This is a genomic window from Stenotrophomonas lacuserhaii (genome assembly GCF_014836545.1).
GTDB classification, from domain to species: Bacteria; Pseudomonadota; Gammaproteobacteria; order Xanthomonadales; family Xanthomonadaceae; genus Stenotrophomonas; species Stenotrophomonas lacuserhaii.
The window spans coordinates 92,465-113,944 of record NZ_JACSQS010000011.1; the positions used below are offsets into that span (position 1 = coordinate 92,465).

General features: G+C 66.6%; 19 protein-coding genes. 10 read left to right on the plus strand and 9 right to left on the minus strand.

The window, feature by feature from the left end; genetic code table 11:
- Positions 1-154: 154 nt before the first annotated feature.
- Entirely contained in the window at positions 155-1,060 is a 906-nt protein-coding gene (locus H9654_RS11700; protein WP_042614669.1) for a LysR family transcriptional regulator ArgP, read from the minus strand.
- Positions 1,061-1,193: 133 nt separating this feature from the next.
- Here H9654_RS11700 and H9654_RS11705 point away from each other — a divergent pair, with 133 nt between their 5' ends.
- Together H9654_RS11705 and H9654_RS11710 are read left to right on the plus strand one after the other, a co-directional pair.
- On the plus strand, positions 1,194-1,829 hold the full coding sequence (locus tag H9654_RS11705; protein ID WP_101098271.1) for a LysE/ArgO family amino acid transporter: 636 nt from the start codon (positions 1,194-1,196) through the stop codon (positions 1,827-1,829).
- A gap of 147 nt (positions 1,830-1,976) precedes the next feature.
- Positions 1,977-3,956 carry an alpha/beta hydrolase family protein gene (locus tag H9654_RS11710; RefSeq protein ID WP_191770984.1) on the plus strand — a complete coding sequence of 660 codons (1,980 nt, stop codon included), beginning with the start codon at positions 1,977-1,979 and terminating at the stop codon, positions 3,954-3,956.
- A 100-nt stretch (positions 3,957-4,056) separates the two neighbouring features.
- Here the strand turns inward: H9654_RS11710 and H9654_RS11715 are convergent, their stop codons facing one another.
- Both H9654_RS11715 and H9654_RS11720 read right to left on the minus strand, forming a co-directional pair.
- Positions 4,057-5,808, minus strand: a complete 1,752-nt coding sequence (locus tag H9654_RS11715) for a peptide MFS transporter (RefSeq protein ID WP_191770985.1) — start codon at positions 5,806-5,808, stop codon at positions 4,057-4,059.
- 76 nt (positions 5,809-5,884) lie between these two features.
- On the minus strand, positions 5,885-7,036 hold the full coding sequence (locus H9654_RS11720; protein WP_191770986.1) for an acetyltransferase domain-containing protein: 1,152 nt from the start codon (positions 7,034-7,036) through the stop codon (positions 5,885-5,887).
- A gap of 141 nt (positions 7,037-7,177) precedes the next feature.
- On the opposite strand from H9654_RS11720, the gene H9654_RS11725 reads away from it, so the two are divergent.
- The 3 genes from H9654_RS11725 (at position 7,178) to H9654_RS11735 (ending at position 12,721) form a co-directional block, all read left to right on the plus strand.
- A complete protein-coding gene (locus H9654_RS11725; RefSeq protein WP_042614664.1) occupies positions 7,178-9,145 on the plus strand; it encodes an OPT family oligopeptide transporter in 1,968 nt (655 codons plus the stop codon).
- Positions 9,146-9,277: 132 nt separating this feature from the next.
- Positions 9,278-11,356 (plus strand): alpha/beta hydrolase family protein, encoded by a 2,079-nt coding sequence (locus tag H9654_RS11730; protein ID WP_191770987.1) that lies wholly within the window; start codon positions 9,278-9,280, stop codon positions 11,354-11,356.
- A gap of 123 nt (positions 11,357-11,479) precedes the next feature.
- Positions 11,480-12,721 (plus strand): DUF819 family protein, encoded by a 1,242-nt coding sequence (locus H9654_RS11735; RefSeq protein WP_191770988.1) that lies wholly within the window; start codon positions 11,480-11,482, stop codon positions 12,719-12,721.
- A 430-nt stretch (positions 12,722-13,151) separates the two neighbouring features.
- Here H9654_RS11735 and H9654_RS11740 read toward each other — a convergent pair whose 3' ends face one another.
- Genes H9654_RS11740 through H9654_RS11760 form a run of 5 tightly spaced genes read right to left on the minus strand, consistent with a single transcriptional unit; the run spans position 13,152 to position 16,185 of the window.
- The gene (locus tag H9654_RS11740; RefSeq protein ID WP_101100193.1) at positions 13,152-13,631 is read right to left on the minus strand and encodes a hypothetical protein; all 480 of its coding nucleotides are present in this window, start codon (positions 13,629-13,631) and stop codon (positions 13,152-13,154) included.
- Positions 13,632-13,680: 49 nt separating this feature from the next.
- On the minus strand, positions 13,681-13,941 hold the full coding sequence (minE, locus tag H9654_RS11745; RefSeq protein WP_042615170.1) for a cell division topological specificity factor MinE: 261 nt from the start codon (positions 13,939-13,941) through the stop codon (positions 13,681-13,683).
- A 2-nt stretch (positions 13,942-13,943) separates the two neighbouring features.
- Entirely contained in the window at positions 13,944-14,753 is an 810-nt protein-coding gene (gene minD / locus H9654_RS11750) for a septum site-determining protein MinD (RefSeq protein ID WP_042615169.1), read from the minus strand.
- A gap of 42 nt (positions 14,754-14,795) precedes the next feature.
- Positions 14,796-15,575, minus strand: coding sequence for a septum site-determining protein MinC (minC, locus tag H9654_RS11755; protein WP_191770989.1), 780 nt, complete (start codon positions 15,573-15,575; stop codon positions 14,796-14,798).
- Between the two features lie 13 nt (positions 15,576-15,588).
- Complete coding sequence (locus H9654_RS11760) at positions 15,589-16,185, minus strand: GNAT family N-acetyltransferase (protein WP_191770990.1); 597 nt, start codon at positions 16,183-16,185, stop codon at positions 15,589-15,591.
- A 140-nt stretch (positions 16,186-16,325) separates the two neighbouring features.
- Between H9654_RS11760 and H9654_RS11765 the strand changes: the two genes are divergently transcribed.
- The 5 genes from H9654_RS11765 (at position 16,326) to H9654_RS11785 (ending at position 20,597) form a co-directional block, all read left to right on the plus strand.
- Positions 16,326-17,516: a sensor histidine kinase gene (locus H9654_RS11765; RefSeq protein ID WP_042615167.1), complete on the plus strand. Its 1,191-nt coding sequence runs from the start codon at positions 16,326-16,328 to the stop codon at positions 17,514-17,516.
- Positions 17,516-18,157 (plus strand): response regulator, encoded by a 642-nt coding sequence (locus H9654_RS11770; RefSeq protein WP_042615166.1) that lies wholly within the window; start codon positions 17,516-17,518, stop codon positions 18,155-18,157. The genes H9654_RS11765 and H9654_RS11770 overlap by 1 nt, the downstream gene beginning before the upstream one ends.
- A gap of 228 nt (positions 18,158-18,385) precedes the next feature.
- Positions 18,386-19,459 carry a polyketide cyclase gene (locus H9654_RS11775; RefSeq protein ID WP_101100195.1) on the plus strand — a complete coding sequence of 358 codons (1,074 nt, stop codon included), beginning with the start codon at positions 18,386-18,388 and terminating at the stop codon, positions 19,457-19,459.
- Between the two features lie 88 nt (positions 19,460-19,547).
- Entirely contained in the window at positions 19,548-19,919 is a 372-nt protein-coding gene (locus H9654_RS11780) for a DUF423 domain-containing protein (RefSeq protein WP_191770991.1), read from the plus strand.
- Positions 19,920-19,922: 3 nt separating this feature from the next.
- The gene (locus tag H9654_RS11785; RefSeq protein WP_191770992.1) at positions 19,923-20,597 is read left to right on the plus strand and encodes a DNA-3-methyladenine glycosylase family protein; all 675 of its coding nucleotides are present in this window, start codon (positions 19,923-19,925) and stop codon (positions 20,595-20,597) included.
- 76 nt (positions 20,598-20,673) lie between these two features.
- Here H9654_RS11785 and H9654_RS11790 read toward each other — a convergent pair whose 3' ends face one another.
- Complete coding sequence (locus H9654_RS11790; protein WP_191770993.1) at positions 20,674-21,477, minus strand: M15 family metallopeptidase; 804 nt, start codon at positions 21,475-21,477, stop codon at positions 20,674-20,676.
- Between the last annotated feature and the right edge of the window lie 3 nt (positions 21,478-21,480).

Here is a 21,480-nt window from a genome sequence, read left to right on the forward strand (position 1 = left end):
AAACACGTCAACCAGCGCGTGAACTGCGTCGGATGAGGCCGGTCACGGCGTCCAGTGGGCCTATTTTACCCGGTTGTGGTCCTGATTTGGTGCGACGCAGCATCCTGCCAGAGACGCGGCGTGGGACGTGCCGCGCCGACCAGCCCTGAATGGCTCAGCGCTTGCGGCGGATCAGCGCCGTCGAGGCCCCCAGCACCGCCCGCGTGAGCAGCGCCATGGTCTGCACATCGCCCTTCCAGTGCTGCCAATACAGCGGCACGTCTTCCCAGGCGCGCTGGCGCACGTACACCAGGCGCCCGGCATCCAGGTGGCGCTTGACCAGCGGCAGCGGGTTCATGGTCCAGCCGAGCCCGCCCAGGTTGGCCTGCACGAAGGCGCGGGTGGAGGGAATCCACCAGGTCGGCGCCGTGTTGGGTACCTCCACCCCGGCCATGCGGCGGGCAAAACGCGCCTGCATGTCGTCCTTGCGGTTGAACACCAGCACCGGCGCCTGGGCCAGCGCCTGCGCGCTCACCCCTTTGCCGAAATGGCGGTCGCGGAATTCCGGGGTACAGGTGGCCGCGTAGCGGATGCTGCCCAGGGCATGGATCTGGCAGCCCTGCACCGGCTCGTCCAGCGTGGTCACCGCGCCCAGCACCGTGCCCTGGCGCAGCAGTTCAACGGTGTGGTCCTGGTCTTCCACGCGCAGGTCCAGGGTGGTGCCGGTGACCTGGGCGAACTGCTGGGCGGCCTGCGGGAACCAGGTTTCCAGGCTGTCATGGTTGACCGCCACCGGAATGCTGGCCTGCGGCAGGTCCTCGTCGGCCAGCCCCATGCGGTGCAGTGCATCGTGTTCCAGCAGGGCGGTCTGCTCGGCCAACTGCACCAGCACCTGGCCTTCGGCGGTCGCGGTAGCCGGTGCGCCACGCTTCACCAGCAGCCGGCCGACGCGGTCTTCCAGTGCTTTCACCCGCTGGGACACGGCCGATGCGGTGACATTGAGCGCCTGCGCGGCGCGGTCGAAGCTGCCTTCGCGGATGACCGCAGCGAGGGCGCGGAGCTGGGCATGGTCGACGCGCATGGCGATTAAGTTCCGCTAAAGAGGCTTAAGGAAGTTTAGCTTTTCTTGAGATTGGTGCAACGCGACAATACACCCCGTACCCGGTGCTGTCCGCCTTCGCGAGGCACCGCCCCCCGCTCCACGAGGTGTTCCCATGTTCTCGATCATTTCCGCCGGCACCGGCCTGGCGGCCTGGTTCAGTGGTGCCGCCACCGGCATCGGCCTGTTCGCCGTGGTCGGCGCGCAGAGCGCCTTCATCCTGCGCCAGGGCATCCTGCGCAAGCACATCGTGCCGGTCGTGGCGACCTGCGCGGCGATCGATGCGGTGTTCATCTTCGCCAGCGTGGCCGGCCTGCGCACCCTCATCCAGGCCGCGCCGTGGCTGACCAGCGCCGTGCTGTGGACCGGCGTGGCGTTCCTGGCGTGGTACGCGCTGAAGTCGGCGCGGCGCGCGATCGCCGGCGGCGGTGGCATGGGCGAGGCGGAAAGCGATGACGGCAGCCGCCGTGCAGTGCTGATGGCCGCGGTCGGCTTTTCGCTGATCAACCCGCACTTCTGGCTGGACATGATGGTGATCGGCTCCATCGCTGAAAACTTCGGCAACGACCGCATGGCCTACGCGGCCGGCGTGGTCACCGCCAGCTGCCTGTGGCTGACCGCGCAGGGCCTGGGCGCCCGCCTGCTGGCGCCGCTGTTCAACAAGCCCGGCACGTGGCGGGTGCTGGACGGCACCATCGCGGTGATCCTGAGCATCCTCGCGCTGACCCTGGCGGTGCGTGGCGTGAACTGATTCCACTCTCCAAGGTGGGGTGTGCAGGGCGGCATCGGAAACGGTGCCGCCCTTTTTTTCTTCAGGTTTTCCTGATTCCCAATTCGTTCACCTCCTGTTTACAATCGCCCGGTCGCGGACATGGTGTCCGCAGGGGGCGGGATAAGGATGCGCAAGACGATACTGGCGGCGATGATCGCCGCGATGGCCCTGCCGATCATGGCAACGGCAGCGGACGTGGACCTGGACACGTTCCTCAAGCGCGACAGCTTCACCGATCTCAAGCTGTCGCCGAACGGTGACTACTACGCGGCAACCATTCCGCTGGAGAAGTCGACCGCCGTCGCCATCCTGCGCGTGGCCGACAGCCAGATCGTGGGGCGCTTCGTGCCGCCGGAGAACAACCATGCCGCGCGTTTCGACTGGGTCAGCGATGACCGGGTTCTGATCGAACTGGGCCAGAAGTTCGGTTCGCTGGACGAGCCGCAGCGCACCGGTGAGCTGTATTCCCTGCGTGCCAACACCACCAGCGGTGAGCTGCTGGTCGGCTACCGGGTGACCGGCGGCAACACCGGCACGCGCATTTCCGGCAAGAAGGCCGAGGCCGTCGCGGCGTTCCTCAGTGATGACCTGCCGAGCGATGACAAGCACGTGCTGATCGCGGTGACTTCGTTCAACGGCGACCCGTACACGCGCCTGGAGCGGATGGACGTGACCAGTGGGCGCCGCATCCCGGTGACTCGCTCGCCGGTGCAGCGTGCCGACTTCACCACCGATGCCGAAGGCAATGCGCGCTTCGCGCTGGGGGCCGGTTCGGACAACGTCAACAAGCTGTTCTACCGCGACCGCAACAATGAAAACTGGAAGCTGGTCAACGACGAGGCGGTATCCAAGCGGATCGAGCGCGCGATCGGTTTCTCCGCCGACGGTGCATTGGCCTACCTCAACGTGGAACAGCCTACGGGACCGGACAAGATCGTCAGCTGGAATCCGGCAAGCGGCGAGCGCAAGGACCTGCTGCGCGACCCGATGGTCGACCCGGCGCGGCTGATCTACCGGCCGGGCACCGCGGTGCCGGTGGGCGCGCTGTTCCTGGGCGATACACCGCGCACCCGCTTCTTCGACGAGACCTCTGCCGACGCCAGGCTGTACCGCAGCCTGGAATCGGCCTTCGGCGGGGACGCGGTCTTCATCACGTCCAGCACGCGCGACAGCAACAAGGTCCTGGTGGAAACGTTCTCCGGCCGTAATCCCGGTGATTTCTTCATCTACGACCAGAAGGCGAAGGCGGCCCAGCACGTGGTCAGCCGCAGTACCTGGATCGACCCGGCCCAGACCGCGCCGGTCCGCGCGATCACCGTCAAGGCACGTGACGGTTTGCCGCTGCACGGCTTCCTGACCACCCCGCACGGGCGTGAGGCGAAGAACCTGCCGATGGTGGTGCTGCCCCACGGCGGGCCGTTCGGCATCTTCGAAGATGGGACCTACGACAGCCAGGCGCAGATGCTGGCCAGTGCCGGGTATGCCGTGCTGCAGATGAACTTCCGCGGTTCCGGCAATTACGGCCGTGCGTTCGAACAGGCCGGTGCCCAGCAGTGGGGCATGGCGATGCAGGACGACCTGACCGATGCAACCCGCTGGGCGATCAGCGAAGGCGTCGCCAACAAGGCGAAGATCTGCGTCTACGGCGCCAGCTACGGCGCCTATGCGGCGCTGATGGGCGCGGCGAAGGAGCCTGGCCTGTACCGCTGCGCCGCCGGTTACGTGGGGGTCTATGACCTGCCGATGATGCACAGCCGCGGCGACATCCAGCAACGGATGTCCGGGGAGACCTACCTGCGGGAGTGGATCGGCCCGGCCGACAAGGTGTCCGATGTATCGCCGGTCAACCTGGCCGCGCAGATCAAGGTGCCGGTGTTCCTGGCGGCCGGTCGCGAAGACCAGCGTGCCCCGGTGCAGCACACCGAACGCATGGAAGCGGCACTGAAGAAGGCCGGCGTACCGGTGGAGAGCCTGTACTACCCGCGCGAAGGGCACGGCTTCTACGTCGATGCCAACCGTCGCGAGTACTACGGCAAGCTGCTGGCGTTCCTGTCGCAGAACCTCGGCGGTGACAAGGCCGCCGCGCCGAAGCCGGCCGCACCGTGAAAAAGGGGACGGAGGGAATTAATCTCGATTAATTCCCTCCGTCCCCATTTTTTAACTCCCTCCGTCCCCATTTTTTAACTCCCTCCGTCCCCATTTTTTCTTACTTCACTCCGTGCATCATGCGGCGAAGCAGGGGGGCGGTGGCGAAGGCGAGTACGGCGCAGCCCAGACCGATCCACATCAGCAGCCAGAACAGGTGGGCGTAGCTGGCCGAGGCGCTCACCACGTCCAGCGTTTCGCCTTCGGGCACTTCGATGGCGGCCAGCTTGCCGAACAGCGCGGCCAGCGTTTCAGAGAAGGCTGTGGCCAGGAACCAGGTGCCCATCATCAGGCTGACCACGCGCGGCACCGCCAACTGGGTGACCGCCGACAGACCCACCGGGGACAGGCACATCTCGCCACTGGCCAGCAGGAAATAAGCCAGCACCAGCCACCACACACTGGCCATCTGACCGGTGGCGCCGACCTGCTGCGCGGCTAGCGCCAGCGGCACGAACGACAGTGCGCCCAGCACCAGGCCGATCGACGATTTCATCGCCTTGCCCGGTTCGGCATGGCGCCGATCCAGCCACGCCCACAGCAGCGCGAACAACGGCGCCAGCACCACCAGGAACAACCCGCCCAGGTAGGTGAGCGAGCCGGCGGTCTGCGGGATGACCAGGCAGTCGCGGACCAGCAGCACCAGCATCACCAGCACGATGGCGATGAACATGCGGCGTGGCCATGGCGAGCCGGGCGCGCGGTCGGACAGCCGCGCGCTCACCACAAAGCCCAGCGGCGCCAGCAGCAACGACAGGATCGACCACGGCAACGGGGTGCCGTCGCGGACCACCAGCGCGGGCACGATGTCCTTGGTCAGCAGGCGATCGGTGAAGGTGACCCATGAGCCGTAGCTCTGCTCGTACAGGGTGAAGAACACCAGCGCCATCAGGATCAGCGCCATCAGCGCGATCATCTGCTGGCGCTGCACCGGCGTGCAGCGGGTGCCGGTGAACCAGGCAAACCACAGCAGCACGCCCCCCAGCACCACCAGCATCAGCATCAGCGCCAGGCTGATTTCACCGCCCAGTGCGAAGGCGCCGTTGCCGGCGGCCCACATCAGCCAGGCCACCGGCAGCACCGCCAGCACCGCGCCGGCGTAGATCAGCCATTCCCGCGGCAGGCCCAGCACGCGTTCGCGCAGCGAAGCCGGATCGCGCGGTTCGGCGTGGCCGTGCAGGTACTTCTGCCCCCACAGGAACATGCCCAGCCCGACCAGCATGCCGATGCCGGCCGCGCCGAATCCGTACTTCCAGCCGTAGGCTTCGCCGAGGAAGCCGCACACCAGCGAAGCGAACAGGGCGCCCAGGTTGATGCCGGCGTAGAACAGTGAAAAGCCGGAATCGCGGCGCGGATCGTCTTCGGCGTACAGCTTGCCGACGATGGTGGAGATGTTCGGCTTCAGGAAGCCCACCCCCATGATGATCAGCGCCAGCGACAGGTAGGTGATCGTCAACGCACCGGTATCGCGCACCACCTGTCCGTTTTCCAGGTAGGCCGCGTGCCCTTCGAAGGCCATGCCGAGGTGGCCGAGTACCAGCAGCACGCCGCCGAACAGCACCGCCCGGCGCATGCCCAGCCAGCGGTCGGCCAGCATCCCGCCGAACACCGGGATGCAGTACACCAGCCCGCCGTAGGCGCCGAGCAGGTCCAGCCCGGCCTTGTCGCCGAACAGGTGGTACTTGGTGAGGTACAGCAGCAGCAGCGCCTTCATGCCGTAGAAGGAGAAGCGCTCCCACATTTCGGTGAAGAAGCAGACGTAGACGCCCTTGGGGTGGCCCAGGAAGTCGTCGTTGGCAGCGATGGCGGTCATCGGTTCGGGGGCAAGCAATGAAGCCGGCGATTATGCGGTCAGAACTCCGCGGATGCGCGAAAAGTGCCAGCCGTCCTCACAGATAGCGCAGCCAGGCGATATCCCGACGGCGTGCCTTGAGCGCGGCGAAGGCCCGGGTCGGCAGGTACAGCAGCAGCGCCAGGGCGATGCTGATCAGCAGCAGCGCGGCCACCGATTCCACCGCGAACAGCGCGCCGTTGGTGGGTCCCCACAGCGCCAGCGCGGCCAGGTACATCAGCTTCAGCACATACAGGTGCAGCAGGTAGAAGAACATCGGCGCCGCACCGATCCGGGCCAGCGGCTGCAGCGCGGCGGCCACGGCGGGCACTTCGTACAGGCGCAGCAGCAGCAGGCCCACGCCGAGGGTGGCCAGCAGGAACAGCAGCGAAGGCGGGTACTTGGTGACGTTGAAAATGCCCATCAGCGTCTGCAGCGTGGTGGGCTGCAACTGCCACGGCGCATCGCCGTAGACATTCAGCGCCCGCAGCAGCATGAACGCCGCCAGCGCGCCCCAGCCGGCCCACAGCAGCCAGCGCTGGCGCTGTGCCGGCGGGCGCGTGGCCGCAAACCACGGCCCCATCAGGTAGCCCAGCACGATCACCCCGATCCACGGCAGCAGGGGGTAGGAGGTGCGCAGGCGCAGCGCATCGCCGAACACGATCCAGTCGCGCTGGTGCAGCACTTTCCACAGCGTGGCCAGCACGCAGTTGCCTTGCACGTGCACGCCATCGAGCAGGTTGTGCCCGGCCACCAGCAGCAGCGCCAGCGGCAGCAGCACGCTGCGCGGCAGCCAGACCAGTCCGGCCAGCGCGATCATGCTCAGGCCGATCACCCAGATCACCTGCAGGTAGATCGTGTCCGGCGGCCACTGGAAGGTCCATGCGAAGTTGACCAGTGTCAGCTCCAGCACCACCAGGAACAGGCCGCGTTTGAACAGGAAACCGGCGATGGCGCGGCGCGGGTCAGCCTGGCGCTGGCCGTACAGCCAGGCCGACAGGCCGGTCAGCAGCACGAATACCGGGGCACACAGGTGGGCCAACAGGCGGCAGGCGAACAGGGCAGGGGACACCGTGGTCACGTCCATCGGGTCGCTGACCTGATGCTGCATGAAGAACGTTTCGCGGACGTGGTCGAGCAGCATCAGCAGCATCACGGTGCCGCGCAGCTGGTCGATGGAGGCCAGCCGGGTGGAGACAGATGGGGGCATGCGGGCGCGCTGGAAGGGGTCTGGAAAGGATATAACATATCATTTCAGCCTCGGCCCGCGCGAGGGCGGGGCGCTGGCGTGCTGGACTTGCCGCAGGCCGGACGCTAGCGTTGCAGGGATTTTTTCGTATCAGGGGCTTCAATGAACAACGTCGCTGCGCCCAAGCAGCTCACGTTCCGCGCGGTGGTGCTTGCCATCGTGTTGGCCGTGGTGCTGTCGGCCGCCAACGCCTACCTGGGCCTGTTCGCAGGCCTGACCATCGCCACCGCGATTCCCGCAGCGGTCATCTCCATGGGCGTGCTGCGCCTGCTCGGCGGTGGCACCATCCTGGAAAACAACATCGTCCAGACCGGTGCCTCGGCCGGCTCGTCGATCGCTGCCGGTGTGATCTTCACCATCCCCGCGCTGGTGATCATGGGCTACTGGCCGGACTTCAAGTACTGGTGGGTGCTGGGTATCGCCGGCCTCGGTGGCCTGCTGGGCGTGCTGTTCTCGGTGCCGCTGCGGCGCTCGATGATCGTTGAAGATCCGCTTCCGTTCCCGGAAGGCAAGGCGGCGGCCGAAGTGCTCAAGGCCGGCGAGAATCCCGGTCCGGGCCTGAAGATCCTCGGCCTGTCCGCGGTGATCGGCGCGGTGGTCAAGGTCGCCGCGGCCAGCGGCATGCGCCTGATCCCCGATGCCTGGGCCACCTCGGCCTACCTGGGCAGTTCGAAGATCACCGCCTTCATCGGCACCAACCTGTCGCCGGCGCTGCTCGGCGTGGGCTACATCGTCGGCCTGAATGTCGGCATCGTGGTGGTGTCCGGCTCGATCCTCACCTGGCACATCGCCATCCCGGTCTACCAGGCGTTCTTCCTGCAGACCGACCCGGCGCTGGCCGCGTCCATCGCCACCGCCTCCTCCACCGATGCGGCGTTCGCCATCTGGGGCGCGAAGATGCGCTACCTCGGCGTCGGCGCGATGCTGATCGGCGGCATCTGGACCCTGTTCTCGCTGCGCAAGTCGCTGCTGAGCGGGGTCAAGAGTGGCTTCGCCGCAGCCCGCAAGAGCACCGGCCCGGCGCTGGCCGAGACCGAGCGCGACCTGCCGATGAAGTGGATGCTGGTGGCCCTGGTGGCCTTCACCCTGCCACTGCTGGCGCTGTACCAGGCCATCGTCGGCCAGTGGCACGTGTCGATCCCGATGACCATCATCATGATCGTCGCCGGCTTCCTGTTCGTTTCCGTGTCGGCCTACCTGGCCGGCCTGATCGGCTCGTCCAACAACCCGGTTTCGGGCATCACCATCTCCACCATCCTGTTCGCTTCGGCGGTGCTGGTGCTGCTGCTGGGCAAGGATGGCCTGACCCCGGTGGGCGCCTTCGGTGCGCCGCTGGGCGCGGTGGCGGCGATCATGATCGGTGCGGTGGTGTGCTGCGCGGCGGCGGTCGGCGGTGACAACCTGCAGGACCTGAAAGCCGGTTACATCGTCGGCGCCACGCCGTGGAAGCAGCAGCTGATGCTGGGCATCGGCGCGTTTTCATGCGCGCTGATCATGGCCCCGGTGCTGAACCTGCTGGCCACCGCCTACGGCATCGGCGCACCGACTCCGGAACACCCGAACGCACTGGCGGCCCCGCAGGCCAACCTGATGGCGTCGGTGGCGCGCGGCCTGTTCGGCGGCGAACTGCCGTGGAACTTCATCATGATGGGTGCGGTGGTCGGTGCGGCCATCATCGCCCTGGACGAGTGGCTGAAGAAGACCGGCAAGCGCTTCCGCGTGCCGGTGCTGGCTGCCGCGATCGGCATCTACCTGCCGCTGGAACTGATGGTGCCGATCTTCCTCGGTGGCCTGATTTCCTACCTGGTGGAGCGCTTCCACAAGGTGCGTGCCGATGACGAAGAAGGCCGCGACCGCGTGCACAAGCCGGGCGTGCTGTTCGCCGCGGGCCTGATCACCGGTGAAGCCCTGATGGGTATCGCCATCGCGGTGCCGATCGTGGTCAGCGGCCGCGCCGACGTGCTGGCGGTGCCGTTCACGCTGCCGGCCGCGCAGTGGATCGGCCTGGCCGTGCTGTTCCTGGTCGGCTGGCTGATCTACCGCACTGGCAAGAAGGCCAACGCCGGCTGATCGGCGTTGCGGGAAGCGGGGAAGCGCCGGGCCGGGCCCGGCGTTTTCCGGGCCGCAGGCATGACCGATGGCCTTGGCACGCTGCCGTGCCGGGGCCTACCATCGACGTTTTGCCGTCCCGCGGAGTACCCGATGAAACTGCGTCATGCCTTGTTGCCGTTGAGCCTGCTCGCGGCGCTGCCGTCCGTGGCTGCTGCCCGCGGCCTCGATGTCCGCGACCTGATCGCGTTGGACCGCGTTTCCTCGCCGGTGCTGACGGCCGATGGCGGCAGCGTGGTGTTCGCCAAGCGCAGCGTGGACAACGAACAGAAGGCCAGCAATGCGCTGTTCGTGCGCAACCTGCGCACCCGCGATGCCGCACCGCCCAAGCAGCTGACCCCGAGCGGCTGGAACGTCAACTCCGCTTCGTTGTCGGCCGATGGCCGCACCGTGTACTTCCTCAGCGCCAGGAACGGCAGCCAGCAGCTGTACGCACAGGGACTGGACGGCACCACGCCGCGCCAGCTGACCGATTTCCCGGTGGACGTGGACAGTTACCACGTGTCTCCGCAGGACGATCGCGTGCTGTTCAGCGCCGGCGTCTTCCAGGACTGCGGTTCGGACCTGGCCTGCACCGAAAAGAAGCTGGCTGCGATCAAGGGCACCAAGGCCAGCGGCCAGGTGTTCGATTCGATGTTCGTGCGCCACTGGGACACCTGGAACGATGGCCGCCGCAACACCCTGTTCGTGGCGCCGCTGCCGACCGGCAAGGCCGCCGGGGTAAAGGGCGCCTCCGCGCTCAGCGCCACCCTGGCCGGCGACGCGCCGTCCAAGCCGTTCGGTGGCAATGATGATTTCGCCTGGTCGCCGGATGGCACCAGCGTCGTCGCCAGCATCCGCGTGGCCGGCCGCGAAGAACCGTGGTCCACCAACTTCGATCTGTACCGCTTCGACGCGGCAGGCAAACAGGCACCGGTCAACCTGACGGCCGCCAACCCGGCCTGGGATGCCGGCCCGGTGTTCAGCGCTGACGGCAAGACCCTGTTCTACCGCGCGATGAAGCGCCCGGGCTTCGAAGCGGACCGCTTTGGTTTGATGGCGATGGACCTGGCCAGTGGCAAGACCCGCGAGATCGCTGCGGACTGGGATCGTTCGGCCGGCGGCATCGTGCTGTCCGCCGATGGCAGCACCCTCTACACCACCGCCGATGAGCTGGGCGAGCACCCGCTGTTCGCCGTGGACGTGGCCAGTGGCAAGGTCGACAAGCTGATCGGCGATGGCAGCGTGACCGCCGTGGACGTGGCCGGCAACAGCGTGGCCATCACCCGCAACAGCCTGAAGAGCAACGACCAGGTGCTGGTCGGCATGCTGCCGGCCGCCGGCCAGCCGATCGGCGAGCTGCGCGCGCTGACCCCCGCAGCCGGTGACGTGCTGAAGGACGTGTCCTTCGGTGACTACGAACAGTTCGAGTTCAAGGGCTGGAACAACGACACCGTGCACGGCTACGTGGTCAAGCCGCACGACTATCAGGAAGGCAAGCAGTACCCGGTGGCGTTCCTGATCCACGGTGGCCCGCAGGGCAGCTTCGGCAATGGCTGGAGCTACCGCTGGAATCCGCAGACCTATACCGGCCAGGGCTACGCGGTAGTGATGATCGACTTCCACGGTTCCACCGGCTACGGCCAGGCCTTCACCGATGCGATCAGCCAGCACTGGGGCGACCGTCCGCTGGAAGACCTGCAGAAGGGCTGGGATGCGGCGCTGAAGCAGTATGCGTTCCTGGACGGCGACAAGGCCTGCGCGCTCGGCGCCAGCTACGGCGGCTTCATGGTCAACTGGATCGCCGGCAACTGGAACAGCCCGTTCAAGTGCCTGGTCAACCACGATGGTGTGTTCGACCAGCGCATGATGGGCTATGCCACCGAAGAGCTGTGGTTCACCGAGTGGGAGCAGGGCGGTACGCCGTTCGCCAAGCCGGCCAACTACGAAAAGTTCAACCCGGTCAACCATGTCGCGGACTGGAAGAAGCCGATCCTGATCATCCACGGCCAGCTGGATTACCGCATCCCGGTCGAGCAGGGGCTGGCGGCGTTCACCGCCGCGCAGCGGCAGGGCATCGACTCCAAGTTCCTGTACTTCCCGGACGAGAACCACTGGGTGCTGAAGCCGGCCAACAGCGTGTTGTGGCATGACACGGTGAACGCCTGGTTGAAGCAGCACATCGGCCAGTAAGCCGCGTTGAAGCGCCGCCCCCCGGGGCGGCGTTTTTGGTTTCCGTAGCGCCGCGCGCTGCTCGGCGTCTTTTTTCACCGCTGCGCTTGCCGGGCATGGCGCGGCGCTACCCCCTGGGTTGGCATGGTCTCGACTCCCTTGATCCAGAACGACATCGTCGTCTTCGGCCTGATCGCCGCCACCCTCGGTGCCGTGTTCTGGACCGCGTCGCGCCAGCAGGGGCCGTGGAAGCGCTTCTATGCCTTCGTGCCGGCGCTGCTGCTGTGCTATCTGTTGCCCGGCATCTACAACACGGTCGGGTTGATCGATGGCCAGAACACCCGGCTGTACAACCCGATCGCGCGTGACGTGCTGCTGCCGGCGGCACTGGTACTGCTGACCCTGGCGGTGGACATCAAGGCGATCCTGCGGCTGGGCCCGAAGCTGGTGCTGATGTACCTGGGTGCTTCGGCCAGCATCATGCTCGGTGCGGTGGTGGCGTTCCTGCTGATGCGCGCGCTGCATCCGCAAACCGTGGCCGGCGACACCTGGGCCGGTATGGCGGCGCTGGCCGGCAGCTGGATCGGCGGCGGTGCCAACATGCTGGCGATGCGCGAAGTGTTCGACGTCGATGCGACCACCTTCGGCCAGTTCGCGGTGGTGGACGTGGGCGTGGGCTATGTGTGGATGGCGGTGCTGATCTTCCTCGCCGGTCGCTCGGCGAAGATTGATGCACGCAGCGGCGCCGATACCTCCGCGATCGATGCGTTGAAGGAGCGGATCGCGCGGTTCCAGGCCGAGCACGAGCGCATTCCCACCCTCACCGACCTCATGTCGATCGTGGCGGTGGCCTTCGGCGGTGTCGGCCTGGCGCACGCCATCGGCGCTCCACTGGCGGCCTGGTTCAAGCTGCATGTCAGCTGGGCCGCGCAGTTCAGCCTGGACGCGCCGTTCGTGTGGGTGGTGGTGTTGTCGACCACGCTGGGCCTGGGCCTGAGTTTCACCCGCGCGCGCACGCTGGAGGGCGTGGGCGCCTCGCGGGTGGGCTCGCTGCTGCTGTACTTCCTGATTGCCTGCATCGGCATGCAGATGGACCTGGTGGCGCTGCTGGATCGTCCGTGGTTGTTCGCGCTGGGGTTGATCTGGATCGCGGTACACATCGTGCTGTTGTGGCTGCTGGCCAAGCTGCTGCACGTGCCGTTCTTCTACTTCGCCATCGGTTCGCAGAGCAACATCGGTGGGCCGGCATCGGCGCCGGTGGTGGCTGCGGCGTTCCATCCTGCGCTGGCGCCGGTGGGCGTGCTGCTGGGCACGATGGGGTATGCGACCGGCACGTACCTGGCGTACGTGGTGGGAATCACGTTGCGGGCGTTGGCGGGGCAGTAGTTTTTTGTCTGTTTGCATGGGGCGCCGGGGGAGGCGGGGATCAGCGGGACCCGCCGCAAGTACGTCCCTGTAGGCTACGTCGCCGCATCCATGCGGCTCAGTGTCCCGCCGACCCCCGCCTCCCCCGGCGAGCCAGCATCGCGCCGGAGAGGGGAAAGAAAAAAACAGAAGCAGGTAGCGCCGAGCCGTGCTCGGCGGAGTCCATCCGTGGCCGTCAGCAAAGAGCCGCCGAGCATGGCTCGGCGCTACCGCTCTTGCTCTTCTTTTTCCCCACCGGTCGCGCTGAGCTGGCAGGCGCGGGCGGGGCAGGTTGCACGGGACACTGAGCCGCAGGGATGCGGCGACGTAGCCTACACGGACGTACTTGCGGCGCGTCCCGTGCAGCCCGCCCCGCCCGCGCGCTCGCAGTCCACGTAACTCGAAGCACAGCTCAGCCGACCAACAACCCCCGCTCGACCAACCACGCGCGCGCGTCCTCCGCGTCGTGCTCGAACCACGCCTGCGTGGAGCCCAAGCGGTACGTGTACCCCCACGCATCCATGTCCGCCATCAGCTGCGCGCTGCCCACTCCCGGCAGCTCCGCCGCCAGCACGATCTGCAGGTAACAGGTCGCATCTTCTTCGGGAACCGAATCGGTGGCGTCGGTATGCACCAGCGCACGCCGCTCCGGCGGCAGCACGATCAGGTGGCAGGCTTCGTGCAGCATTGAATGCACGGGTGTGTCATCGCGTACGTAGACATCGCTGGCGATGATGCCCGCTTCGGGCTCGCCCCAGTAACTGCCGGGAATCGGCGCCCCGGCGGCCACGTGGTGCAGGTGCAGGCCATGCCCGGACAGCAGGCGCGCGGCATCGTCGAAGGCGATGTCGCCGACGCGGGTGACCGATGGTTCGGGGGCGGGTTCGTTCATGGCATCGAGCAGGAACCCCGCCCGCGGCTGGCGCGGGCAGGGCAGGGGATCAGGGCTTTTCAGGCCCTTCCGGCAAGGCGACGGAGATATCCAGCACGTCGTGCTGTCCGTCCTTGACCAGGTCGACCTTGACCGCATCGACATCGATGTTGACGTACTTGCGGATCACTTCCAGCAGCTCGCGCTGCATCAGCGGCAGATAATCGGGACCGCCGCGGTGGCTGCGCTCCTGCGCGATGATGATCTGCAGGCGGTTCTTCGCTGTCTCGGCGGTGGTCTTCTTGGCTTTCAGGAAATCGAACAGGCCCATGCTTACCCTCCGAACAGCTTGCTGAAGAAGCCCTTCTTCTCCACGGCGGTGAAGCGCATCGGGCGGTCTTCGCCCATGATGCGCGCGACGGCATCGTCATAGGCCTGGCCGGCCGGTGACTCGCCGTCCAGGATGACCGGTTCGCCCTTGTTGGAGGCATTGAGCACATCGCCGGATTCGGGGATCACGCCGATCGCCTTCAGGCCCAGCACTTCTTCCACGTCGGTGATGCTCAGCATCTCGCCGGCTTCCACGCGCACCGGGGTGTAGCGGGTCAGCAGCAGGAAGGCCGGCACGTCATGGCCGTTCTCGGCCTTGTGGGTCTTCGAATCCAGCAGGCCGATGATGCGGTCGGAGTCGCGCACCGAAGACACTTCCGGGTTCACCACCACCACGGCGCGGTCGGCGAAATACATGGCCAGGAACGCGCCCTTTTCAATGCCGGCCGGCGAATCGCAGATGACATATTCAAAGCCATCGGCGGCCAGGTCCTTCAGGACCTTGCCCACGCCTTCCTGGGTCAGCGCATCCTTGTCGCGGGTCTGCGAGGCAGCCAGCACATACAGGTTGTCAAAGCGCTTGTCCTTGATCAGGGCCTGCTTGAGGGTGGCTTCGCCATGCACGACGTTGACGAAGTCGTACACCACGCGGCGCTCGCAGCCCATGATGAGGTCGAGGTTGCGCAGGCCGACGTCGAAGTCGATCACCGCCACCTTCTTGCCACGACGTGCCAGGCCGCAGGCAAGGCTTGCGCTGGTGGTGGTCTTGCCGACGCCGCCCTTGCCGGAGGTGACTACGATGATTTCAGCCAAAGGACTTCTCCTGCTCTTGTTCTGGTTGGGGCTGCGACAAAGTCAATCCAGCGCAGCGATCTTGATCTGGTCCTGTTCCAGCCAGACCTGCACGGCCTTGCCGCGCAGGTTGTCCGGTACATCGTCCAATACCTTGTAGTGGCCGGCAATGGCCACCAGTTCGGCATGGAAATCGCGGCAGAAAATACGCGCCGCGGTATTGCCCTGGGCACCGGCCAGCGCGCGTCCGCGCAGGGTGCCGTAAATATGGATGCTGCCATCGGCGATCACTTCGGCGCCCGCGCCGACCGTGCCCATCACCGTGAGGTCGCAGTTTTCAGCGTACAGCTGCTGGCCCGAACGCACGTTGGCCAGCTGCATGCGGCCCGGCTTGGGGGGTTCACCCGGGGCCGGCGCGGCGGCCAGTGCGGCGACAGCGGGCGCGGCGCGGCGCGGCTCGCGCGCCGGAGCCGCCGGGGGCGCTGCACGGGGCGGGGCCGGCTCGGCGTCGGCGCGTTCGTACTGTGCGCGGAACTTGGCCAGCAGCGGCAGGCCCAGCTGCTGGGACAGCAGTTCGATCTCCGAGGTGCCGTAGGCCAGCGCCACCGGCAGCACGCCGGCGCCACGCAGCCCGTCCAGCAGCGCCTTGGCGCTGGCCACGTCCGGGGTGCGGCTCAGGCCGCCGAAATCAAGGATCACCGCCGCGCGTCCGAACAGCTTGGGCGCGCGGTTGACCCGCTCGTTCATTTCCTGCACCAGACGCTCCACATCCATCGTGCGGATGCGCAGGTTGGCGATGCCTACCTGGCCGATCTTCAGTTCACCGGCCTGTTCGTAATCCATGTTCACCGCCACCTCAAGTACCCGTCGGCTGCTGGGCGGGGGTGGGCCGTTGCCGGCCGCGCGCCCATGCCACGTCCGGCAGCTTGCCGCCGTAGGTGTCACTCACCCAGGCATAGCTGCACAGTTCCTTGGCCAGCATGCTGGCGCGGACATCCACGTGCGGCATGGTGTTCTGGCCCAGTTCGCGGAAGCCGAAGCTGCCGTGGAAAAGCAGCGCCGCATCGGCGCCATGGTCCTGGAAGACCTCGCAGGTCATCTGCGGATAACGCAGTTCGGCATAGCTCTGCGCATCGGCGTAGAACGCCCGGCCCACGCCACCACCGCGGCGGCGGCTGGCCACCACGATGCGGTCGATATAGAAGAAGCTGCTGGGCAGCTGCTGCTTGAACCAGGCGAAGTTGCTGCTGTCGTGCTGGCTTTCACTGCCGAACCCGATCAGGAAGCCGGCCAGGTTGCCGTCGCGCTCGGCGACGCGGAAATACTCGGCGGTTTCATAGAACAGGTGCAGCCGGTGCGCGTCCAACGGCAGGATCGCCAGACCGGCGTTGTTGTTCAAGGCCAGGACGGAATCGAGCTCATGCTCGCGCACGTCGCGGATGACAATCGACATTGAGACTCCGTGGGGTGGTGCATGTTGCCCGTTGCCGGGCCCTTCCCACTGATTATTGCATGGGGGGCGCGTGACCGGGGGAAACCGGGGCATGACTTCCGTGGGAGTGACGCAGGCCAGGTTCAGCCTAAGATGCAGGGATGTTGGGAGCCCTCAGTCATACCCGTGTCCTCCGTCTGGCTGGCCTGTTCACCTGGGTCATGGTCGGTCTTCCCCTGGTTTACTCGCAGATCGAGAACCTGCGTCGGCCGGCCAGCGACAACGGCGGGGCGGTGCTGTTGTTCGCCGCCTACCTGGTATTCGGCGGGGCCTACTTCCGGCTGACCCGCGACCTGCGCAGCGGGGGCCATGCCAGCTGGCTTGATCGCGGCATGCTGGTGCTGCTGACCATTTCCGCGCTGGGGGTGAGCTTCCTCAGCGGTTCCGGGCTCGGCAGCATCCTGATGATGGTGGCGGCCGGGGTGATTCCGTGGATGCTGCCGGCCCGCTATGGGGTGCTGTGGCTGCTGGTCAGCCAGCTGGCGGTGGCCCCTGTCTACTACGTACTGCTGAGGTTTCCGTTGTTCGAAGCGGTCATGCAGTCGCTGCTGTATGGCGGCTTCTCCATGTTCATCTTCGTGACCAGCCTGGTCGCGCGGCAGCAGACCGACGCCCGCGAGGAGCAGCGACAGCTCAATACCGAACTGCGCGCCACCCGCGTGCTGCTTGCTGAAAGTGCGCGGGTCAACGAGCGCACGCGGATCTCCCGCGAACTGCACGACCTGCTGGGCCATCACCTGACCGCGCTCAGCCTGAACCTGGAAGTGGCCGGCCACATCACCGAGGGCCGGGCCCAGGAGCACGTGCACCAGGCGCATACCCTGGCCAAGCTGCTGCTCACCGACGTGCGCGAGGCGGTCAGCCAGCTGCGCGACAGCGGGGCGATCGACCTGGCGGCGGCGCTGCGCCCGTTGACCCAGCGCGTGCCCTCGCTGGACGTCCACCTGGACGTGCCCAGTCCGCTGAACGTGGAAGACCCCGAGCGGGCCCACGTGCTGCTGCGCTGCACCCAGGAAATCATCACCAATGCGGTGCGCCACGCCGGCGCGCGCAACCTGTGGATCACCGTCCGCCGCGAAGCCGGCGGGGTCAGCCTGGAGGCGCGTGACGATGGAAACGGCGCTGATGGCATCATGGTGGGCAACGGCCTGCGCGGAATGCGCGAGCGCCTGCAACAATGTGGTGGCGAGCTGCAGATTGAAACCCATCGGGGACAGGGCTTCCGCCTGCGTGCCTCGGTTCCTGGTGTCCCGGCGTTGGCGCTGAGCACCGCACCTGAAGGAGTTCGTTGATGATTCGCGTCTGCCTGGTCGACGACCAAACCCTGGTGCGGCAGGGGATCCGCTCACTGCTGGCGTTGGACGATGGCATCGAGGTGATCGCCGAGGCGGCCGATGGGCGCCAGGCCGTGGAGATCATTCCGCAGGTCAAGCCGGACGTGGTGCTGATGGACATGCGCATGCCCGCCATGTCCGGGCTGGAGGCCTTGCAGATGCTGTCCAAGCTGGAGCAGCTGCCACCGACCATCATCCTGACCACCTTCGACGACGACCAGCTGGTGCTGGCCGGGCTGAAGGCCGGCGCCAAGGGCTACCTGCTCAAGGACGTGACCCTGGACCAGCTGGTGGGGGCCATCCGCACCGTGTCCGAAGGCGGTTCGCTGGTGCAGCCGGCGGTGACCCAGCGGCTGCTGTCCGGGCTGGAGCACATGCGCAACGAGTTCGTCAGCCTGGACCGCCCGGATCCGCTGACCGACCGCGAAACCGAGATCCTGCGGCTGATGGCCAGTGGTTTCTCCAACAAGGAAATCGCCAATTCGCTGGGCGTGGCCGAGGGCACGATCAAGAACCACGTGTCCAATATCCTGTCCAAACTGGGCGTGCGCGACCGGACCCGTGCCGTGCTCAAGGCATTCGAGCTTCAATTGGTCTGAAAATCGTTCAACGGCGGGGGTTTACCGATAACATGGACCGGTAACCTCCGTCTGCCCCCTACTGGTGGGTGGCCCATGTGCGCTACCCTTCGGCCCCTTGTCTGTACAAATCGGTTGTCGACGCGGAAACCGGTGGTCCAAACCAGATCAACAAAGCCAACGAAGCTGCTAGGATTGGCGCTTCGCTTCACTCAACCCGGCCGTGGGATCGGCCCCGGAGACTTCTGAATGACCCGTATTATCGAGTTCCTGATCGCCTTGGGGATCGTGGCTGGCCTGTTCGTCATCATTGGCGTGGTCCTCCCGGGCGAGCGCCATATTTCGGAAAGCATCGAGACCAACCGCAAGATGACGATCGTGTACGACACGGTCAACAGCCTGCGTCGCTTCAAGGATTGGAACCCCCTCCTGCTGCGTGATCCCGCTACCGACCTGAAGTTCTCCGGCCCGGCTGCCGGCGTCGGCGCCACCCTGGACTACACGTCCAAGGACCTGGGCAACGGCACCTGGAAGATCACCGAGAGCGAGCAGAACAAGCGCGTCGCCATCGCCATCGAAGACGCCACCAAGGGTCATGACAAGACGACTGCCTTCATCCTGGAGCCGACCGGCAAGGATGGCCGCAACGTCAAGATCACCCAGGAGTACAACGTCAAGTATGGCTTCGACCTGTTCGGTCGTTACGCCGGCCTGTACGTCAGCCGCCACATCGGTGACGACCTGAAGATGGGTCTGTCGCGCATGGCGAACATGCTGGCCACCGTGCCGAACGTGGACTACCGCACCGCCGAAGCACCGCTGAACGACCTGGCCATCGTCGATGTCCCGGCCGAAGACCTGCTGGTGGTCACCGCGGGCAACGTGGATCGTGGCGAAGCCACCATCACCAAGTCCATCGCTGACAACCAGGAATGGATCAAGCGCGTGATGGAGGCCAACGACCTCGAAGCCGTCGGCCCGTTCCGCATCATCACCACCGATTTCGGTGCCGAGAAGTACGCCTTCGACGTCGCCCAGCCGGTGAAGAAGAAGGGTAGCGAAGGCGTGCCGGCCGAAGAGCTGGCGGTCAAGATCGATGGTGGCGCCCCGGTGAAGTACGTCCGCGTTGCTCCGCACCGTTCGGCCCATGCGACCTACACCGGTCACGTGGCTGGCCTGGACGTTGCCCGCAATGCACTGCGCGCCTGGTCGGTGACCGGCGGCAACGAAGTGATCGACCGTCCGTACGAAACCTGGAATGGTGGCGTGCAGAAGTCCTTCACTCCGGAAGGCACGTATGACATCTACTGGGCCGTCAAGTAAATCTGGACGCCTGATGTAACGTAGAAAACAAAAACGCGCCGCATCTTGCGGCGCGTTTTTTTTTGGCACGACTGGAAAGGGAGTGGACATGTTTGCGATTGATCGACGCGCGCGCAGGCCCTCGTTGCTTGCCTGCCTCGGTGCACTGCTGGCAGCGGCTTCCATCGGCCTGTCCGCCTATGCCTCGCACGGGGTCGGCGAACCCCTGGCCCAGCAGCACCTCAACATGGCCGCGCTGTATGCCTTCGCCCACGGCGCGGTGCTGGCGGCATTGGGGCCGCGCGCCACGGCCCTGTTCGGTCGGCTGGCGCTGTACGTGATCCTGCTCGGCACGCTGCTGTTCGCTGGCAGCCTGGCCGGCAATGCGCTGTGGCAGTGGTCCACGCGGCTGGCGCCGGTGGGTGGCATGGCGCTGATGCTGGGTTGGGTGCTGGTGGCCATCGATGCGCTGAGGCGCTGAGCCATGCCCCGCTTCGCGCGTGGCTTCGACGTCGAACAGGCGCACGACTGGCTCGCCCGGCGTGACCGCCGGCTGGCGGCGTGGATGCGCCGCCTGGGTCCGCTGCCGACGCCGGAGGGGTGGCGGAAACCGTTTGATCCCGTCGATGCGCTGGCCCGGGCGATCCTGTTCCAGCAGCTCAGCGGCAAGGCCGCCTCGACGATCGTGGGGCGGGTGGAGGCGGCCATCGGCAGTACCCGTCTGCACGCGGACACGCTGGGCCGTATCGACGACGTCGCGCTGCGTGCATGCGGGGTATCGGGCAACAAAACGCTGGCGCTGCGGGACCTGGCGCTGCGCGAAGCGGCCGGGGAGATTCCCAGCCTGCGGCGGATGGCGGTGATGGAACACGAGGCGATCATCCAGGCGCTGGTGCCGGTGCGCGGCATCGGCCGCTGGACGGTGGAGATGATGCTGATGTTCCGGCTGGGCCGCCCGGACATCCTGCCGCTGGACGACCTGGGCATCCGCAAGGGCGCCCAGCGCGTGGACAAAGCCGAACTGATGCCCACGCCGAAGGCGCTCGCCCTGCGCGGTGAAAAGTGGGGGCCTTACCGCACCTACGCCAGCCTGTACCTGTGGCGCATCGCCGATTTCACCGAAGGCCCGGCCATCAAGACCAACCGCTCCCAGGACTGACCAACCCGGTAGTGACGACCGTTGGCCGTCACGCTCTTTGCCCTTGGTGGGTGACGACCGTTGGTCGTCACGCTCTTCAGCTCCCGCACCAACGCCAATGCCACGGCTCATGCACGATCCCATGCGGATTCCCGCGCGGATAACTCATCCGGAACCCGTGCCATGCAGCGTGCTCCTGCAGCCACGCGAACGCCGCGGTCTCTTCAAACGATGCCTCGGCCGGCGGATCCCCGGGCGTGCCGATGTCCAGCGCCATTCCGCTGTGGTGCTCGCTGAATCCGGGCGCGGCATTGACCTTCAGGATCTCCGCCACGCGCTGCCCGCGGGCCAGCTTGCGTTCGAAAATTCCCAGCTGGTAATCGTGGCTGCGGTAGCCGGAAATCGCATCCAGGGCGATGCCTTCGCGTGCCGCCTGCAGGCGCATGCGACGCCACGCCTGCGCTGCACCACGGCGCAGCCACAGCGGCCGGCCAAAGCGGTCGCGCCCGGCGAAGTGCAGCAGCACCGGCTCGGCTTCCAGTGCCAGGCCGGTGTTGGCGGCATACGCATCGGCGTCCAGTCCCAGCTGCTGCAGGCGTTCGTGCAGGCCCTGGGGTGAGAGCAGCCGCTGCTCCAGCGGCCCGCTGCCGCGTTGCGGGTTCAGCCAGGACAGCGCGTCCAGTGCCTCGGCGGCACCGGGTTCCTGTGGCAGGTGTGGAATCAGCGAGTGCACGCCGTGGTCGAAGATGGCGGCCAGGTAGCGGCCATCGCGTTTGCGCCGCAGCACCCAGCGGGCACGCGCCAGCAGGCGCGCATCGGCGTTGCCGCGGGCGCGCAGCAGCGCGGCCGGCCACGCTTCGATGGCGTCGGTATTGAGCAGCAGGGGCAGGGATCTGGACATGTG